Raw genomic sequence first — 17,147 nt, forward strand, 5'->3', positions numbered from 1 at the left:
GTAAACGTCTCCACCCACAACGGATCAGCCCTCAACACCCCACGCATACAAGGGAAATGCCCAGATCACGGCCTTCTGCAACGCGCTTTAGGGGGTGTTTCGAAAGTCCCGCACAGCACCCGCGGCGCCCGGCACGCACCCTCGCCGTACCGGCCGAAGGCCCAAGTACGTCCAGTACGAGGGCCTTCGCCCGGCACGCCGAGGGCACGCACCGGCTGTGACACCAGCCGCTGCCGCGGCGGACGCGGGCACCGCACGGGACTTTCGAAACACCCCCTGGCACATTTACGCATTCACAGGGTGAACTCGCCTGCGACGGAGGGGATTTCTCCGCTTCACCTCTTGACGGCCGGGGGGACGGGGAGCACATTGGCGACACTGTGAGAGCGCTCTCAGCGTCGCCGCCCGGCGCATGGATCCCACGGGCTCCCGAAGGCATCCGCACCCCCACCCCCGTACTCCGAGAGGCAGCACCCCCATGAGTGAACCCTCCGGCATACACCGCAGACACCGCTCCCTCAGGCGGACGCTCGTCGCCCTGCTCGGCACCGTCGGACTGGCGGCGGCCGCCGCCACCGTCGCCGTCCCGTCCGCGAACGCCTCCGCGCCCACGCCCCCGTCGGGCTGGACGCGGGTCTTCCTGGACGACTTCAACGGCGCCGCCGGCAGCGGCGTGAACACCTCCAACTGGCAGTACGCGACCGGCAAGGGCTATCCCGGCGGTCCCGCCAACTGGGGCACCGGCGAGATCGAGACGATGACGAGCAGCACCGACAACGTCGCGCTCGACGGCAACGGCAACCTCCGCATCACCCCGCGGCGGGACGCCTCCGGCAACTGGACCTCCGGCCGCGTCGAGACCAACCGCACCGACTTCCAGCCCCCGGCGGGCGGCAAGCTCCGCGTGGAGTCCCGGATCCAGGTGCCGAACGTGACCGGGGCCGCCGCCAAGGGATACTGGCCGGCGTTCTGGATGCTGGGCGCGCCCTACCGCGGCGACTACTGGAACTGGCCCAGCGTCGGCGAGCTGGACATCATGGAGAACACGCAGGGGAACAACACCGTCTTCGCCACGATGCACTGCGGCACCTCACCGGGCGGCCCCTGCAACGAGACCAGCGGCATCGGCGGCAACACCACCTGCTCCGGCACGACCTGCCAGGCGGGCTTCCACACCTACGCGATGGAGTGGGACCGCTCGACGAGCACCGAGGAGATCCGCTTCTACCTCGACGGCACCAACTTCCACACCGTGCGGGCCAACCAGGTCGACGCGACGACCTGGGCGAACGCCACGAACCACGGTTTCTTCATCATCCTCAACGTGGCCATGGGCGGCGGCTTCCCGGACGCCTTCGGCGGCGGCCCGGACAGCGGAACGCAGCCGGGGCACGCCATGGTCGTCGACTATGTCCAGGTGCTGTCCAGTGGGAGCGGTACCACGCCCCCGCCGACCGGCAACCGTGACGCGTACAGCGCCATCCAGGCCGAGTCCTACGACGGTCAGAGCGGCGTGAGCGCCGAGACCACCTCCGACTCGGGCGGCGGCCAGAACATCGGCGCCGTGGCGAACGGCGACTGGGCGCTGTACAAGGGCGTCAACTTCGGTTCCACGGCGGCCACCCAGTTCGTCGCCCGGGTGGCGAGCGGTGCGGCGGGCGGCGTCAGCGGTCTGGTCGAGGTGCGTCTCGACAGCCGTGGCAACGCACCCGTGGGCAGCTTCTCCGTGGGCAACACCGGCGGCTGGCAGTCGTGGCGGACCATCCCGGCGAACATCAGCGGGGTGAGCGGCACCCACGACGTCTATCTCACCTTCACCAGCGGCCAGTCGTCGGACTTCGTGAACGTCAACTGGTTCAACTTCGGCCGCTGACCGGCGCGTCGCACGGTGCGCGGCACGGTCACCTTCTTTCTGGTCCCTGCCCCGCGAGTGCCCCGGCCCTCGCGGGGCGTCGTCGCGGTCAGCGTCGGCGTCGTAACACCTGGACGATCTTCGGGAGCGCGGCGCCGAGGACGAGGGCGGCGAGCGGTACGGCGACGTCGGTCCAGGTCCGGCGGATGGGCCGGTACGTCGCGATGCCGTTGCTGATCTCGATGTAGCCCACCGGGGCGGCGTCCACCCCTCCCCCGGCGCCGCCGCCCTCGCCGGTGCCGGGGTCGCCGATCCGTCCGGCTCCGCCGCCGAGGCCGAAGGCGACCTTGGCGACCGGGATGACGGTGACGCCGTCGGCGGTGACGGGTTCGCCGTAGACGGCACTGACGGAGGCACTGCCGCCGAGTCTGTCGGCCAGGTGTTCCAGCAGGACATCCGCGGCGTGCGTCGCGGTGGTCTCCGTGCTCGTCGGCGGCACGGGGGCGGGGTTCGCTTCGTGGGCGGTCATGCAGCACTCGTAGACAAGCGGGGGCCGACTGTCAAGGAAACCCGCCGTCCCCGGACCCGAGGGCGAGGTGCGGCAGGTGGGTCAACGGGGCACCCGGCGCGTACCGTGGCAGATGGAGGACCCCATGGGATTCGCCGACGATCACCTGGTTCCGCTGGTCGACAGCGGTCTCGGCAACAGCGCCTACCTCGTCGACCTGGGCGAGGGCCGCGCCCTGGCCGTCGACGTGAGCCGTGATCTGCGTGCCCTGCGCGCCGAGGCCGGGCGGCGCGGGCTCACCGTGGCCTACGCCGCCGACACCCACCTGCACGCCGACTTCCTCACCGGCGCGCTCCAGCTGGCGGCAGACGACGGGGCGACGGTGCTGGCGTCCGCCGCCGGACGGCGTGCCTTCGAGCACCGGGGCCTGGCGGACGGCGACGAGGTGGACCTGGGCGGGCTGACCCTGCGCGCGCTGGCCACCCCCGGGCACACGGACGAGCACCTGTCCTTCCTGCTCCTCGACGGCGCACGGGAGTTGGGGGTCTTCACCGGCGGTTCGCTGATCGTCGGCTCGGCCGCCCGCACCGACCTGCTGGGCGCCGACCGCGCGGAGGAACTCGCCCGCGCCCAGTACCGCTCCCTGCGGTGCCTCGCCCGGCTACCGGACTTCACGGCCGTGTGGCCCACGCACGGCGCCGGGTCCTTCTGCTCCGCGCCGCCGGGCGCCGAGCGCACCACCACCATCGGTGCCGAGAAGCGGGCCAACGACCTGCTCCGCGCGCCGGACGAGGACAGTTTCGTACGGCGGCTGGTCGGCGGCCTCGGGTCCTATCCCGCGTACTTCGACCGGCTGGCCGAGGTGAACCGGCGCGGTCCTGTCGTGCTCGCCGCGGCGCCCCCGCTGCCGCCCCTGTCCACGGCCGACGTACGTCGCCTGCTCGGCGAGGGCGCGCGGATCGTCGACGTACGACGGGTCGAGGACTTCGCCGCCGGCCACATCCCCGGCGCCCTCTCCGTCCAGCTGCGCGGCCAGTTCGCGACCTGGCTCGGCTGGCTGCTGCCCGACGACACCCCGCTCGTCCTCGTCACGGCGCCCGGCCAGGACCTCGCCGAACTCACCTGGCAGGCCCTGAAGATCGGGTACGAGCGGCTCAGCGGACATCTCACCATGGACGCCTGGACGGCCGCCGGAGGCGAGCGGGAGACCGTCGACGTCGTGACGCCCGACCGCGTCGGCGACGACCGTCCCGTCCTCGACGTCCGCCAGCGGTCCGAGTGGGAAGCCGGGCACATCCCCGGCGCCGTCGATATCGAGCTCGGCACCCTGGCCGCCCATCCGGACTCGGCCCCGCCGAGCCCGCTGGTGCACTGCTCGCGCGGGGTACGCGCGATGACCGCCGCCAGCCTTCTCCAACGCACCGGCGACCATGACGTCACCGTCCTCGAGGGCGGCCCCGACGACTGGGCGGAGGCCACCGGCGGCACACTCCGGCAGGGCCCATGAGCGAGCCCCCGAACGAATCGGCCCACGGTTCCGCACCGCCCCACCCGGCGGAGCCCTACCGCAGATCCGACCGGAACGCCGCCGGCGTCACCTCCGTGTGCTGGTGGAAGAACTTGGAGAAGTTCGCGGCGTCCGGGAACCCGATCGCCGCGCCCACCCGCCCGATCGGCAGGTCCGTGTGCGCCAGGAGCCGCTTGGCCTCCAGGATCACGCGTCGGTCGATGAAGCCCTTGGGCGTCTGGCCGGTGGCGGCGCGGACGGCCCGGACGAGGGTGCGACGGGAGTAACCGAGCTGGTCGGCGTAGGCGCTGACGCTGTGGTTGGTGGCGAAGCCCTGCTCGACCGCGTCCCGGAAGAGGGTGAAGGTCGTGTCGGCCTGGCGGCGCTCGGCCTCCGCCGAGCTCGCGGCGAGGTGGGCCAGGCGCAGCAGGAACGCCGTCAGTGAGTGGCGCAGGACCGCGGTGTGCAGGCTCAGGGGCAGGGTCGTCGTGTCCTCGTACTCGCCGCCGAGTTGGGCCAGCGACGACCGCAGGGCGGTGAGCTGGGCTTCGTCGGGGTGGAGCAGGGGTGGGAGGTCGTAGCGGTAGAGGCCGGTGGCCTCGACCGTGGCGCGGGGCAGGAAGCCGGGCTGCATGGCAAGGACGATCCCCCGGTACTCGCTGGTCCGGGAGAACCGATGGACCTGTCCGGGACGGATCCACAACAGGTCGCCGGGGCCCGCCTCGTACTCCGTGAAGTCGATCATGTGGCGTACGGGCCCCCGGCTGAAGAGCATCACGACGTGGAAGTCGATGCGGTGCACACGCTCCAGCGGCGCCTCGTCGGCGTGCCAGGCGTGGTCGCCGCCGCCCATCGGGCCGATCTGCATGCCGACGCCGCCGACGCTCAGCTCGACGGGGAAGGGAAACGTTCTGATCCCTCCGTCGCCTTCGTCGCCTCCGTCGCCGCCTTCGACCCTTGTGTCCACCATGTCCGTCTCGTGCCGCCTCAGTTGCGCGCCGCCCATCTCAGCCGTGCGCTGCGCCGGCGGCGGTGTCCCACTTTCACCACAGCGTGACACACGCCGACCTTCCCTCATAAAAGTCAGACTTTTACTTTTGAACGCGTTGGACCAGCCACTTCGCTGCGATCGAGGACTTTTGAAGATGAGCACGCAGACACCGGACAGCTTCGAATGGACCGAACTCGACCGGCGTGCCGTCGACACGGCCCGCCTCCTGGCGGCCGATGCCGTTCAGCAGGTCGGCAACGGCCACCCGGGCACCGCGATGAGCCTCGCCCCGGCGGCGTACACGATCTTTCAGAAGGTGATGCGGCACGATCCCGCCGACCCCGAGTGGACCGGCCGGGACCGTTTCGTCCTCTCCCCCGGCCACACCTCGCTGACCCTCTACACCCAGCTCTTCCTCGCCGGGTACGAGCTGGAGCTCGACGACCTCAGGGCCTTCCGGACCCAGGGTTCGAAGACGCCGGGTCACCCGGAGTACGGGCACACGGCGGGGGTCGAGACGACGACCGGCCCGCTCGGCCAGGGCGTCGCCAACGCCGTCGGCATGGCGATGGCCGCCCGTTACGAGCGCGGCCTGTTCGACCCCGAGGCCCCGGAGGGCGAGTCCCCGTTCGACCACACCATCTGGGCGATCGTCTCCGACGGTGACCTGGAGGAGGGCGTCTCCGCCGAGGCGTCCTCGCTCGCCGGCCACCAGAAGCTCGGCAACCTGGTCTTCCTCTACGACGACAACCACATCTCCATCGAGGGCGACACCGCGACCGCGTTCTCCGAGGACGTGCTGAAGCGCTACGAGGCGTACGGCTGGCACGTGCAGCGGATCGAGCCCGCGCTGGGCGGCGACATCGACGTCCACGCGCTGTACGCGGCGCTCAGGGCGGCGCAGGCCGAGACCGAGCGCCCCTCCATCATCGCCATGCGCACGATCATCGCCTGGCCCGCCCCCAACGCCCAGAACACGGAGGCCTCCCACGGCTCCGCCCTCGGCGCCGACGAGATCGCCGCCACCAAGCGCATCCTCGGCTTCGACCCGGAGCGGACCTTCGAGGTCGCAGACGAGGTCCTCGCCCACTCCCGCCGCGCCCTCGACCGGGGTGCCGAGGCGCACGCGGCCTGGGACAAGCAGCTCGGCGTCTGGCGCTCCACCCACCCCGAGCGGGCCCAGCTGTTCGACCGGATCGTCGCCGGGCAGCTGCCCGACGGCTGGGAGGACGCCCTGCCGGTCTTCGAGGAGGGCAAGTCGGTCGCCACCCGGGCCGCCTCCGGCAAGGTGCTCCAGGCCCTCGGCGCCGTCGTCCCGGAGCTGTGGGGCGGCTCGGCCGACCTCGCCGGCTCCAACAACACCACCATCGACAAGACGAGTTCGTTCCTGCCGAAGGGCAACCCGCTGCCCGAGGCCGACCCGTACGGCCGCACCATCCACTTCGGCATCCGCGAGTTCTCGATGGCCGCCGAGATGAACGGCATCGCCCTGCACGGCAACACCCGCGTCTACGGCGGCACGTTCCTCGTGTTCTCCGACTACATGCGCAACGCGGTCCGCATGGCCGCGCTGATGCAGCTGCCGGTGACGTTCGTCTGGACGCACGACTCCGTCGGCCTCGGCGAGGACGGCCCCACCCACCAGCCGGTCGAGCACCTGGCCTCGCTGCGGGCGATCCCGGGCCTGAACATCGTCCGCCCCGCCGACGCCAACGAGACCGCGGTCGCCTGGGCCGAGATCCTGAAGCGGCACTCCACCGACCCGGCCCCGCACGGGCTCGCGCTCACCCGCCAGGGTGTGCCGACGCTGCCCGTCAACCCCGATGCGGCGAAGGGCGGTTACGTCCTCGCGGAGTCCTCCGGCGAGACGCCCGAGGTGATCCTCATCGCCACCGGATCCGAGGTCCAGCTCGCCGTCGCCGCGCGGGAGCGGTTGGAGGCCGACGGGATCGGTACCCGCGTGGTGTCGATGCCGTCGGTGGAGTGGTTCGAGGAGCAGCCGCGCGAGTACCGCGAGAGCGTCCTGCCGCCGGCCGTGAAGGCGCGGGTCGCCGTCGAGGCCGGTATCGGGCTGACCTGGTACCGGTTCGTGGGCGACGCGGGACGCATCGTCTCCCTGGAGCACTTCGGTGCCTCCGCGGATGCCGCGACCCTGTTCGCCGAGTACGGCTTCACCCCTGAGAACGTCGCCGTCGCCGCGAGGGAGTCCCTTGCCCTCGCCCGCGGTTGATCCGAACGCCAGAGAGAAGTTGAGCACAGTGACCACCGAAGCAACCGCGACCGCCCGAACCCTGAAGCGCCTCTCCGACGAAGGCGTCTCGATCTGGCTGGACGACCTGTCGCGCAAGCGGATCGAGTCCGGCAACCTCGCCGAACTCGTCGCGAACAGGAACGTCGTGGGCGTCACCACCAACCCGTCCATCTTCCAGGCCGCCATCGGCTCCGGTGAGGGCTACGAGGAGCAGCTCGCCGACCTCGCGGTGCGGGGCGTCACGGTCGACGAGGCCGTGCGCATGATGACCACCGCCGACGTGCGCGCCGCCGCCGACATCCTGCGGCCCGTGTACGACGCCACCCACGGGCGGGACGGCCGGGTCTCCATCGAGGTCGACCCGCGGCTCGCCCACGACACGGCGGCCACCGTCGCCGAGGCCAGGCAGCTGGCCTGGCTGGTCGACCGCCCCAACGTGATGATCAAGATCCCGGCGACCAGGGCAGGTCTGCCCGCCATCACCGAGGTCATCGCCCAGGGCATCAGCGTCAACGTCACGCTGATCTTCTCCCTGGAGCGCTACCGCGAGGTCATGGACGCCTATCTGGCCGGCCTGGAGAAGGCCGCCGCGCAGGGCCTGGACCTGTCCGGCATCCACTCCGTGGCGTCCTTCTTCGTCTCCCGGGTCGACGCCGAGATCGACAAGCGGCTGACCGCGATCGGTACGGACGCGGCCCTCGGGCTCAAGGGCAGGGCCGCGCTGGCCAACGCCCGTCTCGCCTACGAGGCCTATGAGGAGGTCTTCGGGGGCGGCGACCGCTGGACCGCCCTGACCGGCGCCCAGGCCAACAAGCAGCGCCCGCTGTGGGCTTCCACCGGGGTGAAGGACCCCGCGTACAAGTCGACCCTGTACGTGGATGAACTGGTCGCGCCGGGCACTGTCAACACGATGCCCGAAGCCACGCTCGACGCCACCGCCGACCACGGCGAGATCACCGGCGACACGGTCACCGGCGGTTACGCGCAGGCCCGCGCCGACCTGGCCGCCGTTCAGGCGCTGGGGATCTCGTACGACGAGGTCGTCACCCGGTTGGAGGACGAGGGCGTCGCCAAGTTCGAGGTGGCGTGGCAGGACCTGTTGGACGCCGTGAAGAAGTCGCTCGGCAGCAAGGGAGCTGACGCAGAATGATCGCCGACTGGGACAACCCCCTGCGCGACGCGCGCGACCGCCGTCTGCCCCGTATCGCGGGCCCGTCCGGGCTCGTCATCTTCGGGGTCACCGGCGACCTGTCCCGCAAGAAGCTGATGCCGGCCGTCTACGACCTGGCCAACCGCGGCATGCTGCCGCCGGGCTTCTCGCTCGTCGGGTTCGCCCGCCGTGACTGGGAGGACGAGGACTTCGCGCAGGTCGTGCACGACTCGGTGCGCGAGCACGCCCGTACGGAGTTCCGTGAGGAGGTCTGGCAGCAGCTGTCCGAGGGCATGCGGTTCATCCCCGGGGCCTTCGACGACGACGAGGCGTTCAAGCAGCTGCGCCAGACGGTCGACGAGCTGGACGCGGCCCGCGGTACGAGCGGCAACTACGCCTTCTACCTCTCCGTACCGCCGAAGTTCTTCCCGGAGGTCGTACGGCAGCTGAAGAAGCACGGCCTGGCCGACGCCCCCGAGGGGTCCTGGCGGCGGGCGGTCATCGAGAAGCCGTTCGGCCACGACCTCACGAGCGCCCAGGAGCTGAACGCGATCGTGCACGACGTGTTCGACCCGGAGCAGGTCTTCCGGATCGACCACTACCTGGGCAAGGAGACCGTCCAGAACATCCTGGCGCTGCGGTTCGCCAACCAGATGTTCGAGCCGATCTGGAACCGGTCGTATGTCGACCACGTGCAGATCACGATGGCCGAGGACATCGGCATCGGCGGCCGGGCGGGCTACTACGACGGCATCGGCTCGGCCCGTGACGTCATCCAGAACCACCTGCTCCAGCTGATGGCGCTGACCGCCATGGAGGAGCCGGCCGCCTTCGACGCCGCCTCGCTGCTCACCGAGAAGCTGAAGGTGCTCAAGGCGGTGAAGCTGCCGGAGGACCTGGGCAGCCACACCGTGCGCGGGCAGTACGCGGCGAGCTGGCAGGGCGGCGAGCAGGTGGTCGGGTACCTCCAGGAGGACGGTATCGACGCGCGCTCGAAGACCGACACGTACGCCGCGGTCAAGCTGAACGTCGACAACCGGCGCTGGGCGGGTGTGCCGTTCTACCTGCGCACCGGCAAGCGGCTCGGGCGGCGGGTCACCGAGATCGCGGTCGTCTTCCAGCGGGCGCCGCACTCCCCCTTCGACTCCACCGCCACCGAGGAGCTCGGGCAGAACGCGATCGTCATCCGTGTCCAGCCGGACGAGGGCATGACGGTGCGGTTCGGCTCCAAGGTGCCGGGCACCTCGATGGAGATCCGGGACGTGACGATGGACTTCGCCTACGGCGAGTCGTTCACGGAGTCCAGCCCGGAGGCGTACGAGCGGCTCATCCTGGATGTCCTCCTCGGTGACGCCAATTTGTTCCCCCGTCACCAGGAAGTGGAAGAGTCCTGGAAGATCCTCGACCCGATCGAGGACTACTGGGACTCCCACGGCAAGCCGGCGCAGTACGCGTCCGGGAGCTGGGGACCCGAGGAAGCCGACGAGATGCTCGCACGAGACGGACGGAGCTGGCGCAGGCCATGAAGATCGACCTGACCGACACCACGGCAAGCAAGATCAACAAGGCGCTGGTGCAGGGCCGCCGCGCGATCGGCACACCGGCCGTGGGCATGGTCCTGACGATGGTGATCGTCACGGACGAGGAGAACGCGTACGACTCGATCAAGGCCGCCGAGGAGGCCTCGCACGAGCACCCCGCGCGCACCCTGGTCGTGATCAAGCGGCACGCCCGTACCCCGCGTGACCGCACCCGCTCGCACCTGGACGCCGAGGTCCGGGTGGGCGCCGACGCCGGTACCGGCGAGACGGTCGTGCTGCGGATGTACGGCGAGGTGTCCGAGCACGCCGACTCGGTGGTGCTGCCGCTGCTGCTGCCGGACGCGCCGGTCGTGGTGTGGTGGCCGGTGGAGGCGCCGGAGAACCCCGCGAAGGATCCGCTGGGCGCGCTGGCGCAGCGCCGGATCACCGATCTCTACACCACCGAGAACCCGCAGGCGGAGCTGGAGGCCCGCGCGCGCTCCTACGCACCCGGCGACACCGACCTCGCCTGGACCCGGCTCACCCCGTGGCGCTCCATGCTCGCCGCGGCCCTGGACCAGGCTCGGGTGCCGATCATCTCGGCCGTGGTGGAGGCCGAGGCCGACAACCCGGCCGCCGAGCTGCTGGCCCGCTGGCTGGAAGCCCGCCTGCACGTCACGGCCGAACGGGTCGTGACCGCCGGACCGGTCGTCACCGGCGTGCGCCTGGGCACCGAGAACGGCGAGATCGTCATCGACCGCCCCGAGGGCCCGCTGGCCACGCTGTCCCTGCCGGACCAGCCGTCCCGCACCCTGGCGCTGAAGGTCCGCACCACCTCCGAACTCATCGCCGAGGAGCTCAGGCGCCTCGACGCGGACGAGATGTACGCCATCGCCCTGCGGGGCGAGGCCACCAAGGAGAACCCCTCTCATGTCTGAGACTCCCCGGCTCACCCGGCGCCCCGAGTGGGCGGCCCTGGAGGACCACCGCGCGGACGTGCTCCAGCGCCCGCGGCTGCGTGAGCTGTTCGCGGCCGATCCCTCCCGCGCCGAGCGGTACGTCGTACGCGTCGGTGATCTGCGCATCGACTACTCCAAGCAGCTGATCACCGACGAGACGCTCGCCCTGCTGCGGGAACTGGCCGCCGCCACCGACGTGTCCGGGCTGCGGGACGCGATGTTCCGCGGCGAGCGGATCAACGTCACCGAGGACCGGGCGGTGCTGCACACCGCGCTGCGGGCGCCGCGCGAGGCCGTGATCGAGGTGGACGGCGAGAACGTCGTGCCCGAGGTGCACGCGGTGCTCGACAAGATGAGCGCGTTCGCGGACCGTGTCCGCTCCGGTGAGTGGACCGGCCACACGGGCCGTCGTATCCGCAATGTCGTCAACATCGGCATCGGCGGCTCCGACCTCGGGCCCGCGATGGCGTACGAGGCTCTTCGCCCGTTCACGGCACGGGAGTTGACGTTCCGGTTCGTGTCCAACGTCGACGGCGCCGACCTCCATGAGGCGGTCCGTGACCTGGACCCGGCGGAGACGCTGTTCGTCGTCGCGTCCAAGACGTTCACCACGATCGAGACGATCACCAACGCCACCTCGGCCCGCTCCTGGCTGCTGGCCGGGCTCGGCGGCGAGGACAAGGCGGTCGCCAAGCACTTTGTCGCCCTGTCGACGAATGCCGAGAAGGTGACGGACTTCGGCATCGACCCGGACAACATGTTCGAGTTCTGGGACTGGGTCGGCGGCCGCTACTCCTACGACTCGGCGATCGGCCTGTCCCTGATGATCGCCATCGGCCCGGAGCGCTTCCGGGAGATGCTCGACGGCTTCCACACCGTCGACGAGCACTTCCGCACCGCGCCCGCCAAGGCCAACGCCCCGCTGATCCTGGGCCTGCTGGGCATCTGGTACGTCAACTTCTTCGGCGCCGAGTCGCATGCGGTGCTGCCGTACTCGCACTACCTGTCGAAGTTCACGGCGTATCTCCAGCAGCTGGACATGGAGTCCAACGGCAAGTCGGTCGACCGCGACGGCCAGGTCGTGGGCTGGGAGACCGGTCCGGTGGTGTGGGGCACGCCCGGCACCAACGGACAGCACGCCTACTACCAGCTGATCCACCAGGGCACCCGGCTGATCCCGGCCGACCTGATCGGCTTCGCCCGGCCGGTCGCCGAACTGAGCGACGAACTGGGGGCGCAGCACGATCTGTTGATGGCCAACCTCTTCGCGCAGGGCCAGGCGCTGGCCTTCGGCAAGACCGCGGACGAGGTGCGCGCGGAGGGAGTGCCCGAGGAGCAGGTCCCGCACCGCACCTTCCTCGGCAACCACCCCACCACCACGATCCTCGCCCCGGAGCTGACCCCGTCGGTCCTCGGCCAGCTGGTCGCCCTCTACGAGCACAAGGTCTTCGTGCAGGGCGCCGTCTGGAACATCGACTCCTTCGACCAGTGGGGCGTCGAGCTGGGCAAGGTCCTCGCCAAGCGGGTCGAGCCCGCCCTCACCACGGGGGCCGAGGTCCCCGGTCTCGATTCGTCCACCGCCGCCCTCGTGGCCGCCTACCGTGAACTCAAGGAAGTGAACTGACATGCAGATCGGTCTTGTTGGTCTCGGCAAGATGGGCGGCAACATGCGCGAGCGTCTGCGCAACGCCGGCCACACGGTCGTCGGCTACGACACCAACCCCGAACTGTCCGACGTCGCGAGCCTGGCCGACCTCGTCGACCGGCTCGACGCGCCGCGCACGGTCTGGGTCATGGTCCCGGCCGGCCGGCCCACCCAGCTCGTGATCGACCAGCTGGGCAGCCTCCTCAAGCCCTACGACACCGTGGTCGACGGCGGCAACTCCCGCTGGACGGACGACGAGCAGCACGCCAAGGAGCTGAGCGCGCACGGCATCGGCTTCGTCGACGCGGGCGTGTCCGGCGGTGTGTGGGGCCTGCAGAACGGCTACGCCCTGATGGTGGGCGGCGAGAAGGAGCACGTCGACCGGCTCAAGCCGATCTTCGAGGCGCTCAAGCCGGAGGGGCCGTACGGCTATGTCCACGCGGGCAAGGTGGGCGCCGGGCACTTCGCGAAGATGGTCCACAACGGCATCGAGTACGCCATGATGCAGGCCTACGCCGAGGGCTGGGAGCTGCTGGAGAAGGTCGAGTCGGTGGACAACGTCCGCGAGGTCTTCCGCTCCTGGCAGGAGGGCACGGTCATCCGTTCCTGGCTGCTGGACCTCGCGGTGAACGCCCTCGACGAGGACGAGCACCTGGAGAGGCTGAAGGGCTTCGCGCAGGACTCCGGCGAGGGACGGTGGACCGTCGAGGCGGCCATCGACCACGCCGTGCCGCTGCCCGCGATCACCACCTCCCTCTTCGCGCGGTTCGCGTCCCGTCAGGACGACTCCCCGCAGATGAAGATGATCGCGGCGCTGCGCAACCAGTTCGGCGGGCACGCCGTCGAGTCGAAGAAGTAGCCCGCCGTGGGGGATCTCTACCTGGTCCGCCACGGAGAAACGGAGTGGAGCAGGTCGGGACAGCACACCAGCTGGACCGACCTGCCCCTCACCGCGGCCGGAGAGGAACAGGCCAAGTCGCTGGCCCCGCTCCTCTCCTGCCGCTCCTTCTCCCTGGCCCTCACCAGCCCGCTGCGCCGCGCGGCCCGCACCGCCGAACTGGCGGGCGTGTCCGGCGCCGTACCGGACCCGGACCTGCACGAATGGGACTACGGCGGCTACGAGGGCGTCACCACCGCCACCATCCACCGCTCCCGCCCCGACTGGTACCTGTGGACCGACGGAGTGCCGCCCGGCCCGGACGGTCACCCCGGGGAATCCCCGGCCGAGGTGGGCGCACGGGCCGACCGGGTGCTGTCGCGGGTGGACGTGGCGCTGCTCGACGGCGACGTCGTCCTCGTGGCGCACGGCCACTTCCTGCGCGTGGTGACGGCCCGCCGACTGGGGCTCGCCCCGGCGCAGGGGCGCCTGTTCCAGCTGGCGACGGGCACGGTGAGCCGGCTCTCGACGGAGCACGGGCGTCCCGTGATCGCCGACTGGAACACCCGGCCGTAACTCCCGGGGCGGAGTTGACAGGTGGGGCGGCCGGCGTCAGAGTCCCGGCTGATGGAGATCAACGATCTGACGCCGGCCGAGCTGCGGGTGTGGCAGGCCTTTCCCAAGGGTGCGGCCGTGGACTTCCGCGAGGCGGCGGACGAGGACCCGCTCGACGGGGCCGACTGGGGGACGCTACGGACGGTGCGCGCCGCGGTGTTGAGAGCTCTGCTGCTCGACGGACCCGTGGAGAGCGGAGAGGTGGCCGCCCTCAAGGTGGCGGGCGCGCGGATCACCGGTGTACTGGACGTGCGGTACGCGACGATCGACAGCGTCGCGCGTCTGAGTCACTGTCACTTCGACGACGTCCCGGACCTCTCCGGCGCCCAGCTGAAGTACCTCAATCTGACCGGGTCCCGGCTGCCCGGGCTGGCGGCCGCGCGGATGCGGGTCGACGGCGGACTGCGGCTGACGGAGTGCCGGTTCGGGGGGCGGGTACGGCTCGGCGGGGCGCAGATCGCCGGGGCGCTGTACCTGGAGGGTGCCGAGGTCACGGCGCCGGAGGGAACCGTGGATCCGGTCCTCCAGCTCCACCAGGTGACCGTCGGGGAGGATCTGTGCGCGTCGCGTCTGCGCACGCGCGGCGAGATCCGTCTCAACGGCGCCACGGTCAGCGGCTCGCTGCGGCTGGAGGAAGCCGAGCTCCGCCATCCCGGCGGCTTCGTCCTCAACGCCGAGGCTCTCGAGGTGGGCGCCAACGTCCTGTGCAGGCGGCTGAGCGCATACGGCCGCATCGATCTGCGGGGCGCCCGCATACCCGGTCGGCTCGACCTGCTCCGCAGCCGGCTCTCCAACCCAGGCGGCACCGCGATGCGGGCGAGCAGCAGTGTCATCGGCGAAGTGTGGCTGCGCACGGGCCCTCAGATCGAGGGCATGCTCAATCTGCGCCGCTCCCAGATAGAGCACCTCAACCTGGATCCGGAGATGCTGCCGGACCAGGTCCGTCTCCTCGACCTCACCTACGTCTCCCTGACCCCGCACGTGCCACCCGAGCAGCGGCTGCCCATGCTGGAGCGGGACGACGACACCTTCGACCCGCACGGCTACGAGCAGTTGACCGCCGCGTACCGCCGCACCGGCGACGACCACGCCGCCCGTCTCGTCCAGCTCGCCAAGCAGCGCCGCCACCGCACCACGCTGCCCTGGTACGGCCGCCTGTGGGGCCACGTCCAGGACGCCACCGTGGGCTACGGATTCCGCCCGATGCGTGCGCTCGGCTGGCTGCTGTCGCTGCTCGCCATCGGCTCCGTCGCCTTCGCGGTGCACGCGCCCCCGGCGCTGAAGGCGGACGAGGCACCGCACTTCAACCCGGTGTTCTACACCCTCGACCTGCTGCTGCCGGTGATCTCCTTCGGGCAGGAGCCGGCGTTCGCCCCGGAGGGCGGTCAGCAGGCGCTGGCGTACGTCCTCGTCCTCACCGGCTGGATCCTGGCCACGACGGTCATCGCCGGCGTGACCCGGACCGTCAGCCGCCAATGACCGCCCGCCCGGCGTGCTGGGCGGCCAGCCGCACCGGCGCGTTCTGGGCGCCGTATCCCCGGTAGCCGTCCCGCTGCACCAGCTCGAAGAAGACGCGGCCGACCGTCACGGTGTAGCAGTGCCGGAACTCGCCGTGCGCGTCACGGTCGTAGAGGATGCCCAGCTCGCGATACGTCTCCAGCTCGCCGTCGGCGAACTCGTACCGCGCCGCCAGGTCGTCGTAGTAGTTGGCGGGGATCGGCAGCAGCCGGCCACCCGAGGCCCGGAAGCCGCGCGCCGCGGTGACCACGTCGTCCGTGGCCAGCGCGATGTGCTGGGCGTGCACCGGGTCGTCGGTGGGCGCCGCGCCGACGCTCAGGGCGATCCGCACACTCCCGTCGGCGTTGGTGACGGCGCGGCTGCGCAGCAGGCCGTACGGGTCGGCGACGTCGACGCTCTCCTGGGCGTGCAGGCCGAGGACGCTGCGGTGGAAGAGGGTCGCCTCGTCGAAGTGGTGCCAGGGCTGGGTGAGGGCGAGGTGGTCGATGCCGTGGACGCCCGGCGTTCCGGCCTCGTGTGCGGCGTCCGTGAAGTCGGCGCGCCAGTCGGGCAGTTCGTTCCGCGCCCTCGCGCAGAAGAAGAGCTGCGTGCCGTCGGGTGCCGCGACCGCGTCGAGCGGGGCGTCCTCCGGGGCGCGGCGGCGGGGCAGGACGGGGGCCAGGAGTGCCTCGGCGCGGCGGGCGGCGCCGGCCGGGTCGGGGGACTCCAGGCCGATCGCGGCGAGTCCGGTGCCGTCCCGGCGTGCGGCGCCCGAGGTGTTGACCAGGATCCTGGCCTCGCCCTGCTGCCAGAGGTCGACCGGCTTGCTGCGGTGCCGTGCGGTGCGGGCGAAGCCCAGGGCGCCGAGGACGGCCGAGACCGGCTCGGCGTCCGGCGTGACCAGTTCGGCGAAGGCGACGCCGGTGGGGACGACGGGCGGGGGCGGGGTGGCGACGCCGACCGTCTCCTGGAGGACCAGCAGAGAGCGGTGGGCGTCGACGGCGGTCGGGCCTGCCTCGGCCTGGCGGAAGACGTCGTTGAAGACCTCCAGCGAGAGCGGGCCGTCGTATCCCGTGCGCAGGACGTGGCGTACGAGGCCGGCGACGTCGAAGCCGCCCTGGCCGGGGAAGCAGCGGTAGTGGCGGCTCCACTGGAGGACGTCCATCGCGAGCAGCGGGGCGTCGGCGAGCTGGAGGAAGAAGATCTTCTCGCCGGGGATGTCCTCGATGCCCTTGGGGTCCGAGCCGCGGGACAGGATGTGGAAGCTGTCCAGGCAGGTGCCGAGCGCCGGGTGGTCGGCTGCCTCGACGATGCGCCAGGCATGGTCGTACGTGCTGACGTGCCGTCCCCAGGCGAGTGCCTCGTACGCCACCCGGATGCCGAACTGCTGGGCCAGGTCGGCGAGTTGGCGCAGGTGGTACGCGGCGAGCGCGTCGTCGTCCACGGCGAGCGGGTGCACGCTGGAGCAGACGAGGACGGTGTCGGCGCCGAGCCGCCGCATCACCTCGAACTTGTGCCGGGCTCGGCGCAGACCGCGGGCGAACTCGTCGGCGGGCACGGCCTCGATGTCCCGCATCGGCTGGTAGAGGTCGACGGTGAGGCCGAGGTCGGCGCAGCGGGCGCGGATCTCCTCGGGAGTGAGGGGGCTGGCCAGCAGGTCGTTCTCGAAGATCTCCACCCCGTCGAAGCCGGCCCGGGAGGCCGCGGTGAGCTTCTCGGTGAGGGATCCGCTGAGGGAGACGGTGGCGATGGACGTGCGCATGCCGGTACCTCTT

13 protein-coding genes are annotated in these 17,147 nt (G+C 71.1%); 10 read left to right on the plus strand and 3 right to left on the minus strand.

The window, feature by feature from the left end:
• Positions 1–478 precede the first annotated feature (478 nt).
• The gene (locus ACFU95_RS07175; RefSeq protein ID WP_383822973.1) at positions 479–1,873 is read left to right on the plus strand and encodes a glycoside hydrolase family 16 protein; all 1,395 of its coding nucleotides are present in this window, start codon (positions 479–481) and stop codon (positions 1,871–1,873) included.
• 88 nt (positions 1,874–1,961) lie between these two features.
• Here the strand turns inward: ACFU95_RS07175 and ACFU95_RS07180 are convergent, their stop codons facing one another.
• Positions 1,962–2,381 (minus strand): spore germination protein GerW family protein, encoded by a 420-nt coding sequence (locus tag ACFU95_RS07180; RefSeq protein WP_383822975.1) that lies wholly within the window; start codon positions 2,379–2,381, stop codon positions 1,962–1,964.
• Positions 2,382–2,505: 124 nt separating this feature from the next.
• On the opposite strand from ACFU95_RS07180, the gene ACFU95_RS07185 reads away from it, so the two are divergent.
• Complete coding sequence (locus tag ACFU95_RS07185) at positions 2,506–3,867, plus strand: rhodanese-like domain-containing protein (RefSeq protein ID WP_383822977.1); 1,362 nt, start codon at positions 2,506–2,508, stop codon at positions 3,865–3,867.
• A 55-nt stretch (positions 3,868–3,922) separates the two neighbouring features.
• Here ACFU95_RS07185 and ACFU95_RS07190 read toward each other — a convergent pair whose 3' ends face one another.
• On the minus strand, positions 3,923–4,837 hold the full coding sequence (locus ACFU95_RS07190; protein WP_383822980.1) for a helix-turn-helix domain-containing protein: 915 nt from the start codon (positions 4,835–4,837) through the stop codon (positions 3,923–3,925).
• A gap of 175 nt (positions 4,838–5,012) precedes the next feature.
• On the opposite strand from ACFU95_RS07190, the gene tkt reads away from it, so the two are divergent.
• From tkt to ACFU95_RS07230, 8 genes are read left to right on the plus strand one after another with little or no spacing between them, the layout of a single operon-like run.
• On the plus strand, positions 5,013–7,088 hold the full coding sequence (gene tkt / locus ACFU95_RS07195) for a transketolase (protein ID WP_383822982.1): 2,076 nt from the start codon (positions 5,013–5,015) through the stop codon (positions 7,086–7,088).
• 28 nt (positions 7,089–7,116) lie between these two features.
• Positions 7,117–8,259: a transaldolase gene (gene tal / locus ACFU95_RS07200; protein WP_383822984.1), complete on the plus strand. Its 1,143-nt coding sequence runs from the start codon at positions 7,117–7,119 to the stop codon at positions 8,257–8,259.
• Complete coding sequence (gene zwf, locus ACFU95_RS07205) at positions 8,256–9,785, plus strand: glucose-6-phosphate dehydrogenase (protein ID WP_383822986.1); 1,530 nt, start codon at positions 8,256–8,258, stop codon at positions 9,783–9,785. The genes tal and zwf overlap by 4 nt, the downstream gene beginning before the upstream one ends.
• Positions 9,782–10,717 carry a glucose-6-phosphate dehydrogenase assembly protein OpcA gene (gene opcA, locus ACFU95_RS07210; RefSeq protein WP_383822989.1) on the plus strand — a complete coding sequence of 312 codons (936 nt, stop codon included), beginning with the start codon at positions 9,782–9,784 and terminating at the stop codon, positions 10,715–10,717. Before zwf ends, opcA begins: the two co-directional genes overlap by 4 nt.
• Positions 10,710–12,362, plus strand: coding sequence for a glucose-6-phosphate isomerase (gene pgi, locus ACFU95_RS07215; RefSeq protein WP_383822992.1), 1,653 nt, complete (start codon positions 10,710–10,712; stop codon positions 12,360–12,362). Before opcA ends, pgi begins: the two co-directional genes overlap by 8 nt.
• Before the next feature lies 1 nt (position 12,363).
• Complete coding sequence (gene gnd, locus ACFU95_RS07220; RefSeq protein ID WP_383822995.1) at positions 12,364–13,242, plus strand: phosphogluconate dehydrogenase (NAD(+)-dependent, decarboxylating); 879 nt, start codon at positions 12,364–12,366, stop codon at positions 13,240–13,242.
• Between the two features lie 6 nt (positions 13,243–13,248).
• Complete coding sequence (locus ACFU95_RS07225; protein WP_383822997.1) at positions 13,249–13,836, plus strand: histidine phosphatase family protein; 588 nt, start codon at positions 13,249–13,251, stop codon at positions 13,834–13,836.
• A 51-nt stretch (positions 13,837–13,887) separates the two neighbouring features.
• Positions 13,888–15,354, plus strand: coding sequence for a membrane-associated oxidoreductase (locus ACFU95_RS07230; protein WP_383823000.1), 1,467 nt, complete (start codon positions 13,888–13,890; stop codon positions 15,352–15,354).
• Here the strand turns inward: ACFU95_RS07230 and ACFU95_RS07235 are convergent.
• Complete coding sequence (locus ACFU95_RS07235) at positions 15,341–17,134, minus strand: bifunctional sugar phosphate isomerase/epimerase/4-hydroxyphenylpyruvate dioxygenase family protein (protein WP_383823002.1); 1,794 nt, start codon at positions 17,132–17,134, stop codon at positions 15,341–15,343. The genes ACFU95_RS07230 and ACFU95_RS07235 overlap by 14 nt on opposite strands.
• Between the last annotated feature and the right edge of the window lie 13 nt (positions 17,135–17,147).

The organism is Streptomyces sp. NPDC057623 (assembly GCF_042800355.1).
Taxonomy (GTDB): domain Bacteria; phylum Actinomycetota; class Actinomycetes; order Streptomycetales; family Streptomycetaceae; genus Streptomyces.

Excerpts from the sequence above, each read along its gene's own strand:
- gnd (WP_383822995.1), top strand. The coding sequence starts at position 12,364 with ATGCAGATCGGTCTTGTTGGTCTCGGCAAGATGGGCGGCAACATGCGC.
- pgi (WP_383822992.1), top strand. The coding sequence starts at position 10,710 with ATGTCTGAGACTCCCCGGCTCACCCGGCGCCCCGAGTGGGCGGCCCTG.
- ACFU95_RS07175 (WP_383822973.1), top strand. The coding sequence starts at position 479 with ATGAGTGAACCCTCCGGCATACACCGCAGACACCGCTCCCTCAGGCGG.
- tkt (WP_383822982.1), top strand. The coding sequence starts at position 5,013 with ATGAGCACGCAGACACCGGACAGCTTCGAATGGACCGAACTCGACCGG.
- ACFU95_RS07230 (WP_383823000.1), top strand. The coding sequence starts at position 13,888 with ATGGAGATCAACGATCTGACGCCGGCCGAGCTGCGGGTGTGGCAGGCC.
- opcA (WP_383822989.1), top strand. The coding sequence starts at position 9,782 with ATGAAGATCGACCTGACCGACACCACGGCAAGCAAGATCAACAAGGCG.
- ACFU95_RS07180 (WP_383822975.1), bottom strand. The coding sequence starts at position 2,381 with ATGACCGCCCACGAAGCGAACCCCGCCCCCGTGCCGCCGACGAGCACG.
- ACFU95_RS07185 (WP_383822977.1), top strand. The coding sequence starts at position 2,506 with ATGGGATTCGCCGACGATCACCTGGTTCCGCTGGTCGACAGCGGTCTC.
- ACFU95_RS07235 (WP_383823002.1), bottom strand. The coding sequence starts at position 17,134 with ATGCGCACGTCCATCGCCACCGTCTCCCTCAGCGGATCCCTCACCGAG.
- ACFU95_RS07190 (WP_383822980.1), bottom strand. The coding sequence starts at position 4,837 with ATGGTGGACACAAGGGTCGAAGGCGGCGACGGAGGCGACGAAGGCGAC.
- zwf (WP_383822986.1), top strand. The coding sequence starts at position 8,256 with ATGATCGCCGACTGGGACAACCCCCTGCGCGACGCGCGCGACCGCCGT.